The sequence below is a fragment of the Janthinobacterium sp. B9-8 genome, from assembly GCF_000969645.2.
Lineage (GTDB): Bacteria > Pseudomonadota > Gammaproteobacteria > Burkholderiales > Chitinibacteraceae > Iodobacter.
This window is the reverse complement of sequence record NZ_CP014222.1, coordinates 3,547,948-3,563,359: the sequence shown is the minus strand read 5'-3', so window position 1 is coordinate 3,563,359 and position 15,412 is coordinate 3,547,948. Positions and strand designations below refer to the sequence as shown.

The following is a 15,412-nucleotide window of genomic DNA, read 5'->3' as shown; positions in this document are numbered from 1 at the left end:
CATACGCATGCACCTAGCGTGCTTGTGCTTACTTACTTGGCTGATAAATCTGATCGAACGTACCACCGTCGCTAAAGTGGGTTTTTTGCGCTTTGGCCCAGCCGCCGAATACGTCGTCGATATCAAACTGGGTTACTTTTGGGAATTGATGGGCGTATTTAGCTGCAGTTGTTGCATCGATCGGGCGATAGTAGTTTTGCGCGATGATTTCCTGGCCTTCTTTGGAATACAGATATTTCAGATATTCCTCGGCTACTTTGCGCGTGCCTTTTTTATCGACCACTTTATCGACTACGGCCACTGGCGGCTCGGCCTTGATTGAGTAGCTTGGGGCGATGATTTCAAATTTATCTTTACCAATTTCTTTCACCACTAATTCGGCTTCGTTTTCCCAAGCTAGCAGTACATCGCCAATGCCGCGCTGGGTGAAGGTGGTGGTTGATCCGCGTGCACCGGTATCGAGTACGGGGACGTTTTTGAAGAGTTTTTGTACATAGTCGCGGGCTTTATCGTCCGAGCCGTAGGTTTTCTTGGCCCAGCCCCAAGCGGCTAGGTAATTCCAGCGTGCACCGCCACTGGTTTTAGGATTAGGGGTGATCACTTTGACATCGCTCTTGATCAGATCGCCCCAGTCTTTAATTGCTTTGGGATTGCCTTTTTTAACCAGAAAGACAATGGTCGAGGTATAAGGCGAAGCGTTGTCTGGCAGCTTTTTTTGCCAGTCAGCATCGAGTAATTTGGCCGGGGTGGCTAGCTCGTCAATATCGTAAGCCAAGGCCAGCGTCACCACATCTGCTTGCAAGCCATCCAGCACTGAGCGGGCTTGCTTGCCCGAGCCACCGTGCGATTGCCGCACGGTGACATCATCACCGGTTTTTTTCTTCCAGTAGCTGGCAAAGGCCTTGTTGTAATCCTGATAAAGCTCACGCGTAGGGTCGTAAGAGACATTCAGGATTTCAACTGAAGCGGCGAAAACGCTGCTGGTAGCAAGGCTAAAAATTAAGCTGGTGATGAGTTTCATATGTGAGCCCCTGTAGTGGATAAGGCTCAGTTTAATCGTGGGTTTTATATATTTTAAAAGAATTAATAATTGTTTTTATATTCCATATTTTTGCTTATGGGAGGACGTGAACAAAAGAATCTTTGTTTAGATAGCGGGGCTCACTTAAAAAATAGCCTTGTAGCATATCTGCTCCGCTCTCTTGTGCGAGGGTTAATTGCTCGGCGCTATTGATGCCTTCAATCACCACTTTGCTACCCATATCGTGTAAGCGCTCCACAAACTGGCACAATAGTTGTTGTGCTTGGGCTGGTGGCTCCTTGCTAATAGTGCTCATTACTACACGATCAAGTTTCACGATTTCAGGGCTGAGTGTAAGCAGGCGGCTTAAATTGCTATTTAAGAAGCCATAGTCATCCACCGCAATGCGGTAGCCCCTGGCACGGTAGTTTTTAATCGCCTGAGCTAAGTGGGCCGTTTGCCCCGCAGGAATGGTCGATTCAAAGATTTCCAGCACAATATCGGCAGGGCTTAAGCCCTGATCTTGCAAGATGCGTTCAAAGGCCTCGATATGTTGTGTGCCGGATGACATCAGTAATTCCGGATAGACATTTAAAAATAGCGTGCGCTGCTTATTAGAGCCCGCTAAATGGTTCATTAAATGCAGGCTGCGGCAAAGCCGGTCAAATTCAACTAAGCAGTCTCCTCCCTGTGCGCTTTTAAAAACATCGGCAGCAGAGAGTGCTTTGCGACGAATACTGGCCCGTAATAATGCCTCTTCGCCAATAATCTGGTGGGTGCTGGCGTCAAACACCGCCAGAAATGCGCTGGTTAATTCCAAGCCTAAAGCCTTAACAACAATGCCTCGGTCTTTTGTACTGGCGAATTGCGCCATAGGCCAGTCATTTAACGTGCCTTGTGGCACGCTAATCATTCCATCATGATGTTTTATTGCAACTAAAGGAGGCATGTTTATTCTCCATTGTGAAAATTTTCACAGCGAATCGCTATTTTTATGAGTTTAATTATTTAATAAATTAAATTATGATATTTAAATATTTTCAGTGTTTGTGTTTATTCTTACAGCAGGTATTAAAAGCAATTGATTTATCGCTGTAATAATTAAGTGATATGTTTGATCTGCCTCTTGAATGGATTGTTTTTTATGTGCTTAGAGTAAGTAATATTTCATTTTTATCTGAACACAGCATTAGTGTGTCCAACAGAATAAAAGTTCCTGCCTGATTGGTTTTTTTATTAATAGTGGCATTATTACAATGATTAAAAACAAGCTGATTTTTTTGCTAAACAAACTAGTGTCTTATTTAGCAAAACATATTTTCTTTTATCAATCAGCGGCATATTAGTCGAGAAATATGACTAAAAGATGATTGGCAATATGGTATTTATGCAGAAGGCGGCTGGTATTAAGGCAGGGCGTCTGGAGTGGGTGTAAAGCCCAGCTTACTTGCAGCAAGCTGGGCATTTTTTAGTTAGTAAGCGCCCATAAAATCGCGTTTACCAATATCTACACCGTTGTGGCGCAGTAGCGCATAGGTGGTGGTGACATGGAAGAAAAACTGGGGCAGGCCGTAAGAGAGCAGGTAGGTTTGGCCATCGAGTTTTTTCTCTTTGGGGGTACCGGGGCGCAACACGATTTCCAGTGCGGCGCTGCCATCAATTTGCTCCGCACTTAGCTCGCTGATCAGGTTTAGTGTCTTTGCGATGCGGGCTTGCAGCTCGGCAAATGTTTGCTCATTGTCTTCATAAGCCGGTACATCAACACCTGCTAAGCGTGCCGGAACGCTTTTGGCAAAATCACAAGCGATCTGCACTTGGCGCACCAATGGAAACATATCTGGATATAAGCGGGTTTGCAGCAGGACGGCCGGGTCTATTTTACGAGCTTCAGCATGAGCTTCGGCTTTCGCTAATACATCAGCAAGAGCGGTGAGTAATTGCTTAAAAACGGGAACGCTGGCGGTGTACATTGAAATGGACATGATGTTCCTTGATCAAGTTTGGGCGGCAGATCCGCGAAGCCATAGATGGGGGCGAGGGGAGATTAATCAATGGCAACCCCCTTGCATAAACCCTAAGTTGCAAGCAAGCGGTTGGGTATGGCTGCGTAATTCGTATTTTATTTATTGCCGTGTCTTACTTTACCGCGCGCTCATAGCTGCTTAAGGCTAAAGAGGCTGGGTCAAGAAAGTTTGAATGAGTGTCTTTGCTTATAAAGATACGTTTAAGTGTGGTGCTGGTTTTCGTGTGATCGAGCTGAAAGAAGCTAATCATTTCTTCGAGCTGATTTGCCTTCGTGCTCATTTCCTCAGAGGCAAAAGAGAGCTCTTCTGATGCCTCTGCATTGAGTTGTGTTGACTTAGCTAACTGGCTGATTGCCTGATTGATTTGATCCAGCCCCATCGTCTGCTCATTTGTGGCCACGCTGATTTCTTGTACCAGATTGGCCGTGTGGGCGATAGCAGGCAACATTTGATCAAGTAAGCAGCCCGCTCTTTCAGATAAAAGCACGCTATTGTCCGCAATTTCACTAATTTCTTGTGCCGCTACCTGGCTGCGTTCAGCCAGCTTGCGTACCTCGGATGCGACTACCGCAAAGCCCTTGCCATATTCGCCAGCCCTGGCGGCCTCAATTGCAGCATTCAGTGCTAATAGATTGGTCTGGTAGGCGATGTCGTCGATGATGCTGATTTTCTTAGCAATTTGGTACATGGCCGTCGCGGTTAGTTTGACGGCTTTTGCACCTTCTATTGTATCTATGGATGATTTGCTGGCGATTCCATCGCATATCCGGGAGTTGTCTGCACTTTGTGCAACGATGGCGGTGATTTCTTCTACTGAGGCGCTGGTTTCTTCAACGCTGCTGGCTTGCTCTATGGCATTTCTACTCATGGAGTGGGCTGATGCGGATAGCTCTACTGAGGTGGAGGCCAGCGTGCTGGCCACACTGCTCACTTGGCTTAAAACCTGTGACAGATTGTTATTCATTTGCTGCACATGAAATAGCACGCTGGATTGATCGTTGGGTGAGAGCCGGATGGAGACGAGCATATTGCCATTTGCAATATTCTGAACTATTTCGGCGGCATAAGCGGGCTCTCCGCCAAGGTTGCGGTAGATTGAGCGAATGACCCAAATGACGAGGGGTGTCATGGTGCAAATCAAAGCGATGGTAACGCCAATCAGCCAAGCGAGTGCCTGATCTACGATGGCACTCGCTTCGGATTCAAGTTGTTTTTGCTGGGCGCTTACTAGCGGAACCAATTCATCAATCGCAAGGCGGTGAGCTTGATAGAGCTCATCCAGTTTTTTCTTTGTTTTAGCGACTTCATCCTGATTGCCTGCTTGCAGTGCGGGTAGGAAGTTTTTGTCGGTTTCTTGGTAAAAAGCATGGGCGGTTTTAAATACCGTTTGCGTGAGCCCTTGTAACAGCAGAGTAGGGAGTGTTTTGGTTTTCCAGCTCTCCTGCCCTTGATAGAACGCTTGTTTAGTTTCTTGTAAGCGCTTAAGTAGTGGTGCTTGTGCCTGATCTGGGGAGCTGCTCAATTGGTTGATAATCAAAAACGATTCAATAATATATTGGGGTGGCGGCAGAATGTCTGCCGTTAAATTATTGGTTTCAGTGATTTGCTTATAAAGATGTCCGTTAATCATGACGGTGATCAGTGATTGGTAGGAGTGGGTGGCTAATACAAGAATACAAAGTAGTATGCTGCCCAGCAAAATGCCTAGCTGTTGTTTGACGGTCATATTTTTAAGAGGCATTTTCTATTTCGCCTTAAATATCCAAATACTTGGGTTTAAGTCAGTTTAGTTATGCTTGAGGTAATCGTGCAGAAAATAGCTTAGCGGTCTGCTTAATGTTTACTCCATACGCTTGGTCAGCTTTTATAGGGATAATTACTTTTATTTTTTTACATTGTAAGTAATTTTAAAAAGCGTTTGAGTGTGGCTATCCATAAAATGGTGCTCAAAATAAAAAAGGCGGCGCACATTGCGCCGCCGTGTTCGGAGTGGCTTATTTTAAGTAGTCAGCTCTGCCCGGTTTCTGAATTCTTCCAAAGCCTCCGGGTTGGCCAGTGCATCTGTGTTTTTTACCGGCCTGCCGTGTACTACATTGCGCACGGCCAGCTCGACGATCTTGCCGCTGATGGTGCGGGGAATATCCCTGACCTGAATGATTTTTGCGGGTACATGGCGTGGTGTGGTGTTGCTGCGTATTACCTGGCGGATGCTGTTTTGCAAATCATCAGAAAGCTCTGCGCCTGTCCGTAAGCGCACAAACAGCACTACGCGTACGTCGTTATCCCAATCCTGGCCGATGGCGATGGATTCTAAAATCTCGGGCAGTTTTTCTACCTGGCGATAAATCTCGGCGGTGCCAATACGCACGCCGCCGGGGTTGAGCACGGCGTCAGAGCGGCCATGAATAATAATCCCGCCGTGGATGGTTTCTTCGGCGTAATCGCCCTGTGCCCATACACCGGGGTATTGACTAAAGTAAGCCGATTTTAGCTTCTCACCCTCTGGATCATTCCAGAAGTGGATGGGCATGGCGATAAAGTGGCGGGTGCAAACCAGCTCGCCTTTTTCGCCGACCACAGGCAGGCCCGCGTCGTTCCAGACTTCCACCGCCATGCCTAGGCCCTTGCATTGCAGCTCACCACTCCAGACTGGCAGGGCAGGGTTGCCAAGGGCAAAGCAGGAAATAATATCGGTGCCGCCAGAGATAGAAGACAGGCAGAGGTCTTGTTTGATATCGCGGTAAACGTATTCAAAGCTTTCATGCGATAGCGGCGATCCGGTTGAAAGAATCGCTTTAAGCTTATCTAAGCGGTGGGTGTTAATCGGTTTGGAATCGGCTTTTTCTAGCGCGGCCAGATATTTGGCGCTGGTGCCAAAGACGCTGATGCCCTCGGCATCGATCAGATCAATCAGCCGGTCGGCCTTGGGGTGAAACGGCGAGCCGTCATACAGCACAATACTTGCACCCAAGGCGAGGCCAGACACCATCCAGTTCCACATCATCCAGCCGCAGGTGGTGTAGTAGCAAAGCGTGTCGCTCATGGTGAGATCGGTATGCAGGCCCAGCTCTTTGACATGTTGTAGCAGCGTGCCGCCAGCGCCGTGCACGATGCACTTGGGAACGCCAGTGGTGCCGCTGGAATACATGATGTAGAGCGGGTGAGCAAAGTCGGTGGGGGTGAATTCTGGCTCGCCACCGGCCTGATAGAAATCCTGCCAGAGTGTGACCTTGGCATTGCTTACCTGAAAGCTGGCCGCTTGCGCCTCTGCATTGGCGTAGGGAACAATAATCAACTGCTCTACCGAAGGAAGCCGACTTACGATTTCTTTTATCTTCTCTGCCAGTTGCAGTGTTTTACCCGCGTAGCGATAGGCTGCACAGGCAATCAAGACTCTGGGCTCTATCTGGCCGAACCGATCAGTCACGCCTTGCGTGCCAAAATCGGGCGAGCAAGAAGACCATATTGCACCCAAGCTGGCTGTAGCCAATGAGCCGACAATGGTTTGCCAAGTATTGGGCATCATCGCGGCCACCCGGTCGCCATAGCCTACACCCGCTGCGCTCAGGCTTTTTTGCAAACCGGCCACATGGGCGGCGAGTTCCTGATAGCTAAGCACTTCGCGCGAGCCATCTTCCGCAATAGAAATCAGTGCTGGATGCGCATCGCGGCGGCGCAGCAGATGTTCGGCAAAGTTGAGCTTGGTTTGGTTGTACCAATTAGCGCTCGGCATTTCCGAGCCTTCAGTCAGCACTTCGCTGGCAGGCTGGCTGAATTTGATCGCAAAGAAATCGACAATCGCCAGCCAGAATGCCACCCGATGCGCCACGCTCCAAGCGTGTAGCTGTGCGTAATCGGCCAGCTCAAGGCTATGCGCCTGATTAATATGGCGGCGAAACGCATCCATCTGCGTAGCAGCAACCTGCTCAGGTGAGGGAGTCCAAAGCGCTTCTTGCATGTCGATTCCTTTATGTTAACTTACATAAAACCCACACCTTTAACCACGGAGGGAAGGAGAACACGGAGGATCACGGAGAAAAGCAAATTCAAATATGCTCGCGATGTAGTTGTTTTTCTCCGTGTAACTCTGTGTTCTCCGTGTTTCAAGATTTGGGTTTTCTGGTTTTTGACTTAATCTGGGCTATCTGCCTGATTTTTTGGGTGGGCCGCTATAAAGGCTGGGTGCGCGTTGGCTAGGGTTTCTACTCTTAGGATTTTTGGGTAAGCATCGAGTGGCACATTAAAGCGGCGGGCGGCATAGATTTGGGGGATCAGGTAGGCATCGGCCATGCTGATTTCGCCAAAGCAATAGCCGCTCTCACCAATAAGCTGCTCAACCGCAGCCAGCCCTTGGCTAATCCATTCATTAATCCACGCCGTAATATCGCCTTCTTTGCATTGATAGTTCTGGCGCAGATAGTTGAGCACGCTGATGTTATGCAGCGGATGCACATCACAAGCGATCAGTGCCGCCATGCCGCGAATCTTTGCGCGTTCAAACAGATCTTTGGGTAGCAGTGGGGTTTCCGGGTAGCGCTCTTCCAGATATTCGATAATCGCTGGCGACTGGATAATCGCTTCCTGAGCTTGATCGAGCAAAGCGGGGACACGCGCTTGGGGATTTACGCTGAGATAAGCCGCATCTTTTTGCTCGCCCTTGAGCAAGTTGACCGGCACCGCTTCATAAGCCAGCCCTTTGAGCGCCAGCACAATCCGTACACGGTAGGACGAGGTGGAGCGGTAGTAGCCGTAGAGTTCCATGCTTAAACCTTATTTATTTGACGCATCATGGTGGGTTACGCCCAAAAAACTGGGCTAACCCACCCTACGAAACCTTTGGTTCTTTATTTCGCAGCTAAAATCACGCCACGGCATTCGCCGAAGCCGATGCTTGGGTGGCCGTCTTTTTTGCAACGGGCTCGCATAATGATTTCGTCGCCGTCGGCCAGAAAACAGCGCTCTTCACCGGAATCCAGCTTGATCGCTTGTTTGCCGCCATTGCTCAGCTCCAGCAGGCTGCCGAGTGCATCAGCGCTTGGACCGGATAAGGTGCCGGTGCCGAGCAAATCGCCAGAGCGCAAGCTGCAGCCATTGACGGTGTGATGGGTAATCAGCTGTGCCACGGTCCAGTACATATTCAGCGTGTTGGACAAGCCCAGACGGTGTGGCGGCAGGCCTTGGGTTTTTTGTGCTGCGGTGTGCAGCAGCACTTCCAGCTCGATATCAAAAGCGCCATTGGCCTGATCGGCTGCATCATAAAGATAAGGCAGCGGCTGTGGGTCTCCCTCAGGGCGAGCAGGTTGAGCGGTGCGATAAGGCGCAAGCGCTTCGGCTGTCACTACCCAAGGCGATACGGTGGTGGCAAAGTTTTTCGCCAGAAATGGTCCGAGCGGCTGGTATTCCCAAGCTTGTAAATCGCGTGCCGACCAATCGTTGAGTAAGCAAAATCCTGCGATATGTTCGTGGGCATGGGCAATGCTAATCGCCTCGCCTTGCGGATTGCTGCCTGCTACCCAGATGCCTAGCTCCAGCTCGTAATCTAAACGGGCCGATGGAGTGAGCGCGGGCACTTCCTGGCCGGGTTTGAGCGTTTGGCCCATTGGGCGGCGCACGGCAAAGCCGCTTGGGTAAATTGTCGAGGAGCGGCCGTGGTAGCCAATCGGCACGTATTTGTAATTAGGTAGGAGTGGATTATCTGGGCGGAATAATTTACCGACGTTTACTGCGTGATGAATGCCGGTATAGAAATCGGTGTAATCGCCGATTTTTGCAGGCAAGTGCATTTTGCAAACGCTGGCTGGGCGCAGCAGGGTTTCGCCTTGTGCTTGCAGGCTTTTAAGTTGGGTGTAATCGGCATCGAGCAGCTCTAATAGGCGCTCACGCAGCGCCAGCCTTGCGCTACTTGGCAGGGCAAAAAAAGCATTCAGCGATTTGCCACTGGCCGCTTGCGCAGCACTCAGAGCTTCGCCGGTAAATAAGCTGTTTTCGACTGCGGTTTGCAAATCAAAAATAAAATCACCAATCGCTACCCCACCGCGCGGCGGCAAGCCTTCCGGGCTAAAAATCCCGAAAGGCAGGTTTTGCAGCGGGAAATCACGGTGATCATTAGCAGAAGTAACCCAGCTGAGGCGATATGTAGTGGAAGTCATGAGGGGCTCCGTTGGGTTTTATTAAAAAGTTCTGTAGACACAGAGAGCGGTGAGAACACAGGTCATAAAAGTTCTGTAGACACAGAGATCAGGGAGAACACAGGGCACACAGAGAAAAACTAAGTCTATTTAGGACATGGCTCGGATTAACTTCCCCTCTTTCGCCATTCTGGATCCCCGATAAAAACTCTCGGGGATGACGGGGCATCACTTCGGGATGTTATTTCGCGCCAGATCCTTAAGGTTTTCTCAGTGTGCTGCTTTTTAAACTCTGTGTTCTCTTTGTCTACAGACTTTAGGGTTTTAACTCGGCCTTTCTGGTGTTCTCTGTACCTACAGATTTTAGGTTTTTGATTTAAATCTGGTTTTTATTAAATGTTTTGGGCATGTCTGCCCAGCAGTCGTCGTAGTTTGTCTGAAACTGTGCGCATTCCAGTGCGTATTGCGTTGGGCGAATCACGCCGTGGGTTTCAAACATAAATGCCATAGTGCGCTCGATTTTTTGCGGTTTTAATTCAGCGCTGCTGGCATTGATAAAAGTTCTGGCATCTGGCCCGTGAGCACTCATCACGTTATGCAAGGAGCAGCCTCCCGGCACAAAACCACCGGCCTTGGCATCATACTCACCGCGTACCAAACCCATAAATTCGTTCATTAGATTACGATGAAACCAAGGTGGGCGGAAGGTGTTTTCAGCAACCATCCAGCGTGGTGGGAAAATCACAAAGTCGCAATTGGCCTGCCCAGTCACGGCGGATGGCGAGGTCAGCACGGTAAAGATTGAAGGATCGGGATGGTCGTAACTCACCGTACCTATAGTATTAAAGCGGCGCAAATCATATTTATACGGCACGCTATTGCCGTGCCACGCTACTACATTAAAGGGCGAATGGCTCAGCGTGGTGGCCCAGAATTCACCTAAGAATTTTTGTACCAACTGTGTGCTCTGATCCACATCTTCATAGGCTGCAACCGGTGTTAAGAAATCGCGTGGGTTGGCAAGGCCGTTGCTGCCGATGGGCCCCAGATCGGGAATACGGAAAGGCGAGCCGTGGTTTTCGCTGATATAGCCGCTGGCGCTGGCGCCCAGCAGCTCCACACGGAATTTCATCCCGCGTGGAATTACGGCAATTTCTTCAGGCTCGATTTCTAATACGCCTAGCTCAGTGACTAAGCGTAAACGGCCAAGTTCCGGCACCAGCAGCATCTCACCGTCGGCATTAAAAAACGCCCGCTGCATCGAACAGTTAGCACGGTAAAGGTGGATGGTGATGCCTTCTGGTGCGTCGCTATTGGCGGCCATGGTGATTAGGCCGTCGATAAAATCAGTCGGCGCATCAGGAATCGGCAGCGGATCCCAGCGCAGGCGGTTAGGGGTGATGGCGCCTAGCTGGCTGCTGGGGCGTTGTTTTTCTAAACGCTCAAATTTGCCGTGGGCCGCCGATGGCAGGATGCGATACATCCAGGTACGGCGCAGCTCGGCACGCGGCACGGTAAAGGCGCTGGTAGAAAACTGCTCCGGGTATAAGCCATAAGGGGCTTTTTGTGGTGAATTTTGCCCTTCCGGTAAAGCACCTGCCAATGCCTCACTGGCAAATTCATTTCCAAACCCTGATAGGTAAGACAAAGTAGCGTGTGACATGGCATCGTCCTTTTTACGTTATGCGTAATTAGTTTACGCAAAACATAATTTGATTTTAAATACTCGTCAAGCTATAAACGCCTATCCCCGTATTTCAGTGGTAAAAACGCATGGCAGAAAACGATAGACGGCAAAGTGTGGGCTCAGCAGAAGTGGCTGCGCATATTTTAAAAGCACTGGCCGATCTGGCTCCCGCGACATCTCTAACCCATTTGGCCGAATACGCCGGTATGCCCGCCAGCAAAGTACATCGCTATTTACAGGCGCTGATTGCCACGGGTTTTGCTGAGCAAGATTCAGCCAGCAATCATTACGCCCTCGGTCATGAGGCCTTACGTGTAGGCCTGATTGCGCTGGGCAAGATGGACGTATTGAAAGTCGCCACGCCTTATCTTTTAAATTTGCGCGATCAACTGAATGAAACGGTGTTTTTTGCGGTATGGAGCAATAAGGGCGCAACTGTTGTGCAAGTTGAGCAGGCGCTTAGATCAATCAGTCTGATTACCCAGGTGGGATCGGTATTGCCTCCGTTTAAATCGGCCACTGGCTTAGTTTTTAGCGCGTATTTGCCTGAACAGGAGCTCAAACTTTTACTGCAAGAAGCGGTTATTTCTGAGGTAGAAGCTCAGCAAATCAATTCCCTGTTGGCCAATATACGCAGTCAGGGCTGGCATAGCATTCAAGGCCTGTTAATTAGCGGCGTCGATGCCATCTCCGCCCCGGTATTTAATGCCCGCAAGCAAATTATCGGGGTCGCTACCGTGGTCGGTTCATCCTCTTCTGCTTTGCAACCAGAGGCAGAGAGTGAGCTGGTGCAAAGGCTACTGGAGGCCACTCAAGCCATTAGCCGCAGGATGGGCGCGGTTTGAGGTGGTTTTGAAAGATGGTTAAGTCTTAAGCCACAGAGAACACTGAGGGCACAGAGTTTCACAGAGAAAAGCATCTTGTAAACGAGGCATGGCTGTGGAGCGTTTTATTGGGTTTCTCTGTGTTCTCTGTGGTTCAATATTTAGCAAAATCAGCTAAACATATATCGTTAAATCACTTTTAATTTGAATATGGCAAGCCAGCCGGACTAGCTCGGGTGTATCGGGAACCGTGAGAGGGGAATCGGCAGCCAGCCCTGCATGGCGGGCCATGACATTTCTTTCTTTGCCTCCCAGCGTCACCATCCCTCCGCTGCCTGCGTGTTCTAAACGTACTTTACATGCCCCACATGTTCCCTGACCGCAGCGCCATGCGAGTTGTAATTTTCCATCGCTTACCAATGATCTGACGGCAGAAATGAGTATGCTGTCTGCTTCAGCGTCGCATTCCAGACGGGTGGAATCCTGTATGTTGATGAAAGTTAATTTGTACATGTGCGGCCAGCTAAGCTTAGTCCTAAGATGAAGGAACAACTCATATTGTAACTGGCCATGATCAAGAAAATCCCCATTGAAGTGCTAAAGATCGGTATGTACATCCATGATCTGAATGTGGACTGGATGGATCATCCCTTTTTGCGCAAGCAGTTTGTGGTTAAAACGGATGAAGATCTGCAGAAGATCATAGCCTCAGGCACGCATGAAGTGTATATCGATACCGATCGTGGTCTTGATTATGCGCATGCGCCTACGGTAGACGAAGTCAATGCGTCTATTGAGGAGGAGATGGTGAGAATTGCCACCGCACCAGCGCCGGTTATTCAGGTATCAAGCACAGAAGAAATGACCCGTGCCAAGCGCATTCATAAGCAGGCGCATAATTTGGTGCGCACAGTGATGCAAGATGCCCGCATGGGTAAAGCGATTCAAATGGATGATGTAGAAGAAGTGGTCGAGGCGATTACTGATTCTATTTTGCGTAATGGCAGCGCATTAATGGGCTTATCCGGGATTAAAGATAAAGACGAATATACTTTTCTGCATTCGGTGAGCGTTTGCACGCTGATGGTGACTTTTACTAAAAGTATGAATTTTCCGGCGGAATTAATTCGCCAGGCAGGTATTGGCGGCTTATTGCACGATACGGGTAAAACGATGGTGCCGAATGAAATACTGAATAAACCGGGGCGATTAACAGAGGCAGAGTTTGAAGTGATGCGCTCGCATCCTATGGAAGGTTTTAAAATATTGGCGAAAATTGATTCAATTGGCGATATTCCCCTGGAAATTACTTTGCATCATCACGAGCGTATGGATGGCAGTGGTTATCCGCATAAATTGCCCGGCGAAAACATTACCCAGTTAACGCAAATGGCTTCGGTGGTGGATGTATACGATGCCATTACTTCGGATCGCTGCTATCACAAAGGCATGCCTGCATCGGAAGGATTAAAAAAATTATGGGAATGGAGCAAATTCCACTTTAATCCAACGCTGGTTCAAGCTTTTATGCGTACCGTCGGTATTTATCCGGTGGGCTCTCTGGTGAAGTTAGAATCAGGCCGTTTAGCCGTGGTGCTGGAGCAAAATGAGGGCAATTTATTAATGCCAAGGGTAAAAGCTATTTTTAGCACCAAGGCCAATACTTATATCCCCCCTGTAGAAATCGATTTATCTAAACCCATGGGCCTAGGCGGGGCGGACCGTATCACGGGCCATGAATCGCCAGATAAATGGGGAATCGACATCACCCGATTCTTGATTCCTCCAGGGTAAAAAGGCAAAAAAGGTCTGTAGACACAGAGAGCGGGAAGAACACAGAGTATTCTGCTTTTCATCTCTGTGTGCTCTGCGTCTACAGAACTTAGGGTTTGCGTGTGTTTACTACAGACCTTTTTGCTTCAAGATCCCATCCAATCGCCGCGCCATTGGCGTGCGCATCAAAAACAATAGCCCCAAGATGGCCGCATAGATAAGCGGGGTTGTTAAATCTCGTTTTACCAGCCACAGATAATGCAGCACTCCCAAGCTAGCAATCAGATAAACCAGCTTATGCAGGCGTTGCCATTGGCGTTTTAGTTTGCGTATCGCGGCTTGATTCGATGTGGCCGCCAGCGGAATCAGCAAGACAAAAGCCAAAAATCCAACGGTTACAAAAGGGCGTTTGATCACGTCGTGCCAGATGGCTGCGGGGTCTAGGCCATGATCGAATACAAAGAAGGTAAGCGCATGAATAAAGGCGTAAAAAAACACATAAAGCCCCAGCATGCGGCGGTAAAGCAGTAGCTTTCCATAAGCACTAAGCCGGCGTAGCGGTGTAACGGCGAGGGTGATCAGCAGAAAATTCAGCGTCCATGTGCCGGTTTGCCGAGTTAAAAACTCAATCGGGTTAATGGCTTGCCCTGTTGAAAATATAATCCAAGCCAGCGGCAAGAGACAGGCGATAAAGAGTAGAGGTTTACTAAAACGCATCGCGGCAAGCTCATTAAATAAGGGTTAGCGGTTTAGTCGTTTGATACTGCTTAATCTGACATCCGGTCATATCGGTATAATGCCAATCCTCGCATAAGGAAATGGCTATGTCGCAGAGCATTATTCACGTCGCGCACCGTATTGTGGTGAAAGTTGGCTCTAGCTTGGTTACCAATGAAGGCCGTGGTTTAGATCACGCCGCTCTTTTGCGCTGGGCGCAGGAAATTGCCGAAGTCTCAAAAATGGGCAAACAGGTGGTGCTGGTCTCATCTGGCGCAATTGCCGAGGGCGTGGCGCGCTTGGGCTGGTCGCAAAAGCCGACTTCGGTACATGAAAAACAGGCTGCCGCTGCTGTTGGGCAGATGGGGCTATGTCAGGCTTATGAGAGCGCTTTTCGCGCTTATGGCTTAAAAACTGCGCAAATTCTGCTTACGCACGAAGATCTGGCCGATCGCACCCGCTATTTAAATGCCCGCTCAACCTTGATGACGCTGCTCAATCTGGGCGTGATTCCCATCATTAATGAAAACGATACGGTGGTGACTGCCGAAATTAAATTTGGCGATAACGATACCTTGGGCGCTTTGGTGACTAATCTGATCGAAGGTGATGCGCTGATTATCCTGACCGATCAAACCGGTCTTTATACGGCCGATCCTCGCTCTAATCCCAATGCCAAGCTGGTTGAAGATGCTCAAGCAGGGGACTCCACTCTGGAAGAAATGGCTGGCGGCGCAGGCTCTAGCGTGGGCACGGGTGGTATGTATACCAAGATTATTGCCGCCAAACGCGCAGCCAGAAGCGGCGCATCGACCGTGATTGCCAGTGGCCGAGAGCACGAGGTATTAGCGCGCCTCGCCCGAGGTGAGCGGATTGGCACTCAGCTAACGGCACAATCAACGCCACTCGCCGCTAAAAAGCAATGGATTGCTGATCATTTGCAACTGAAAGGGTCGGTTGTTTTGGATGCTGGCGCGGTACGGGCGCTGCGTTTACAAGGCTCCAGCCTGCTGCCTATTGGCGTAAAAGAAGCGCTTGGCGATTTCTTGCGCGGGGATGTGGTGAGCTGCGTGGATGCGAGTGGAGTAGAAATTGCTCGCGGCCTGGCGAACTACAGCGCTGCTGAAACCCGCCGGATTATGTGTTTACCCACAGGGCAGATCGAAGCGGCCTTGGGCTATATCGACGAATCAGAGCTGATTCATCGCGATAATATGGTGTTGATGGGCGTGTAGTTC

General features: G+C 49.5%; 13 protein-coding genes. 3 read left to right on the top strand and 10 right to left on the bottom strand.

The window, feature by feature from the left end:
• Nucleotides 1–28: 28 nt before the first annotated feature.
• The 8 genes from VN23_RS16095 to hmgA form a co-directional block, all read right to left on the bottom strand.
• The gene (locus VN23_RS16095; RefSeq protein WP_046352546.1) at nt 29–1,021 is read right to left on the bottom strand and encodes a sulfate ABC transporter substrate-binding protein; all 993 of its coding nucleotides are present in this window, start codon (nt 1,019–1,021) and stop codon (nt 29–31) included.
• 94 nt (nt 1,022–1,115) lie between these two features.
• Nucleotides 1,116–1,970, bottom strand: coding sequence for an EAL domain-containing protein (locus tag VN23_RS16090; protein WP_052746661.1), 855 nt, complete (start codon nt 1,968–1,970; stop codon nt 1,116–1,118).
• A 523-nt stretch (nt 1,971–2,493) separates the two neighbouring features.
• The gene (locus VN23_RS16085) at nt 2,494–3,003 is read right to left on the bottom strand and encodes a DUF1993 domain-containing protein (RefSeq protein WP_046352547.1); all 510 of its coding nucleotides are present in this window, start codon (nt 3,001–3,003) and stop codon (nt 2,494–2,496) included.
• Between the two features lie 154 nt (nt 3,004–3,157).
• Nucleotides 3,158–4,786 carry a methyl-accepting chemotaxis protein gene (locus VN23_RS16080; protein WP_046352548.1) on the bottom strand — a complete coding sequence of 543 codons (1,629 nt, stop codon included), beginning with the start codon at nt 4,784–4,786 and terminating at the stop codon, nt 3,158–3,160.
• Nucleotides 4,787–5,044: 258 nt separating this feature from the next.
• The gene (locus VN23_RS16075) at nt 5,045–7,003 is read right to left on the bottom strand and encodes an acetoacetate--CoA ligase (RefSeq protein ID WP_046352549.1); all 1,959 of its coding nucleotides are present in this window, start codon (nt 7,001–7,003) and stop codon (nt 5,045–5,047) included.
• 173 nt (nt 7,004–7,176) lie between these two features.
• Nucleotides 7,177–7,806, bottom strand: coding sequence for a maleylacetoacetate isomerase (maiA, locus tag VN23_RS16070; RefSeq protein ID WP_046352550.1), 630 nt, complete (start codon nt 7,804–7,806; stop codon nt 7,177–7,179).
• Between the two features lie 83 nt (nt 7,807–7,889).
• Entirely contained in the window at nt 7,890–9,194 is a 1,305-nt protein-coding gene (gene fahA / locus VN23_RS16065; RefSeq protein WP_046352551.1) for a fumarylacetoacetase, read from the bottom strand.
• 355 nt (nt 9,195–9,549) lie between these two features.
• Nucleotides 9,550–10,836 carry a homogentisate 1,2-dioxygenase gene (gene hmgA / locus VN23_RS16060; protein WP_046352552.1) on the bottom strand — a complete coding sequence of 429 codons (1,287 nt, stop codon included), beginning with the start codon at nt 10,834–10,836 and terminating at the stop codon, nt 9,550–9,552.
• Nucleotides 10,837–10,946: 110 nt separating this feature from the next.
• Between hmgA and VN23_RS16055 the strand changes: the two genes are divergently transcribed.
• On the top strand, nt 10,947–11,705 hold the full coding sequence (locus VN23_RS16055; protein ID WP_046352553.1) for an IclR family transcriptional regulator: 759 nt from the start codon (nt 10,947–10,949) through the stop codon (nt 11,703–11,705).
• A gap of 153 nt (nt 11,706–11,858) precedes the next feature.
• On the opposite strand, the gene VN23_RS21580 is transcribed toward VN23_RS16055, so the two are convergent.
• The gene (locus tag VN23_RS21580) at nt 11,859–12,197 is read right to left on the bottom strand and encodes a 2Fe-2S iron-sulfur cluster-binding protein (RefSeq protein ID WP_082752806.1); all 339 of its coding nucleotides are present in this window, start codon (nt 12,195–12,197) and stop codon (nt 11,859–11,861) included.
• 57 nt (nt 12,198–12,254) lie between these two features.
• Between VN23_RS21580 and VN23_RS16050 the strand changes: the two genes are divergently transcribed.
• The gene (locus VN23_RS16050; protein WP_046352554.1) at nt 12,255–13,478 is read left to right on the top strand and encodes an HD-GYP domain-containing protein; all 1,224 of its coding nucleotides are present in this window, start codon (nt 12,255–12,257) and stop codon (nt 13,476–13,478) included.
• Nucleotides 13,479–13,586: 108 nt separating this feature from the next.
• Here the strand turns inward: VN23_RS16050 and VN23_RS16045 are convergent, their stop codons facing one another.
• Entirely contained in the window at nt 13,587–14,174 is a 588-nt protein-coding gene (locus VN23_RS16045) for a sulfite oxidase heme-binding subunit YedZ (protein ID WP_046352555.1), read from the bottom strand.
• A 107-nt stretch (nt 14,175–14,281) separates the two neighbouring features.
• Between VN23_RS16045 and proB the strand changes: the two genes are divergently transcribed.
• A complete protein-coding gene (gene proB / locus VN23_RS16040; protein WP_046352556.1) occupies nt 14,282–15,409 on the top strand; it encodes a glutamate 5-kinase in 1,128 nt (375 codons plus the stop codon).
• The last annotated feature ends 3 nt before the right edge of the window (nt 15,410–15,412 follow it).

Bases quoted from the DNA above. Each gene is read 5' to 3' on its own strand.
- VN23_RS16075 (WP_046352549.1), bottom strand. From the start codon at position 7,003: ATGCAAGAAGCGCTTTGGACTCCCTCACCTGAGCAGGTTGCTGCTACG.
- proB (WP_046352556.1), top strand. From the start codon at position 14,282: ATGTCGCAGAGCATTATTCACGTCGCGCACCGTATTGTGGTGAAAGTT.
- VN23_RS16085 (WP_046352547.1), bottom strand. From the start codon at position 3,003: ATGTCCATTTCAATGTACACCGCCAGCGTTCCCGTTTTTAAGCAATTA.
- VN23_RS16045 (WP_046352555.1), bottom strand. From the start codon at position 14,174: ATGCGTTTTAGTAAACCTCTACTCTTTATCGCCTGTCTCTTGCCGCTG.
- maiA (WP_046352550.1), bottom strand. From the start codon at position 7,806: ATGGAACTCTACGGCTACTACCGCTCCACCTCGTCCTACCGTGTACGG.
- VN23_RS16080 (WP_046352548.1), bottom strand. From the start codon at position 4,786: ATGCCTCTTAAAAATATGACCGTCAAACAACAGCTAGGCATTTTGCTG.
- VN23_RS16055 (WP_046352553.1), top strand. From the start codon at position 10,947: ATGGCAGAAAACGATAGACGGCAAAGTGTGGGCTCAGCAGAAGTGGCT.
- VN23_RS21580 (WP_082752806.1), bottom strand. From the start codon at position 12,197: ATGTACAAATTAACTTTCATCAACATACAGGATTCCACCCGTCTGGAA.
- hmgA (WP_046352552.1), bottom strand. From the start codon at position 10,836: ATGTCACACGCTACTTTGTCTTACCTATCAGGGTTTGGAAATGAATTT.
- fahA (WP_046352551.1), bottom strand. From the start codon at position 9,194: ATGACTTCCACTACATATCGCCTCAGCTGGGTTACTTCTGCTAATGAT.
- VN23_RS16090 (WP_052746661.1), bottom strand. From the start codon at position 1,970: ATGCCTCCTTTAGTTGCAATAAAACATCATGATGGAATGATTAGCGTG.
- VN23_RS16050 (WP_046352554.1), top strand. From the start codon at position 12,255: ATGATCAAGAAAATCCCCATTGAAGTGCTAAAGATCGGTATGTACATC.
- VN23_RS16095 (WP_046352546.1), bottom strand. From the start codon at position 1,021: ATGAAACTCATCACCAGCTTAATTTTTAGCCTTGCTACCAGCAGCGTT.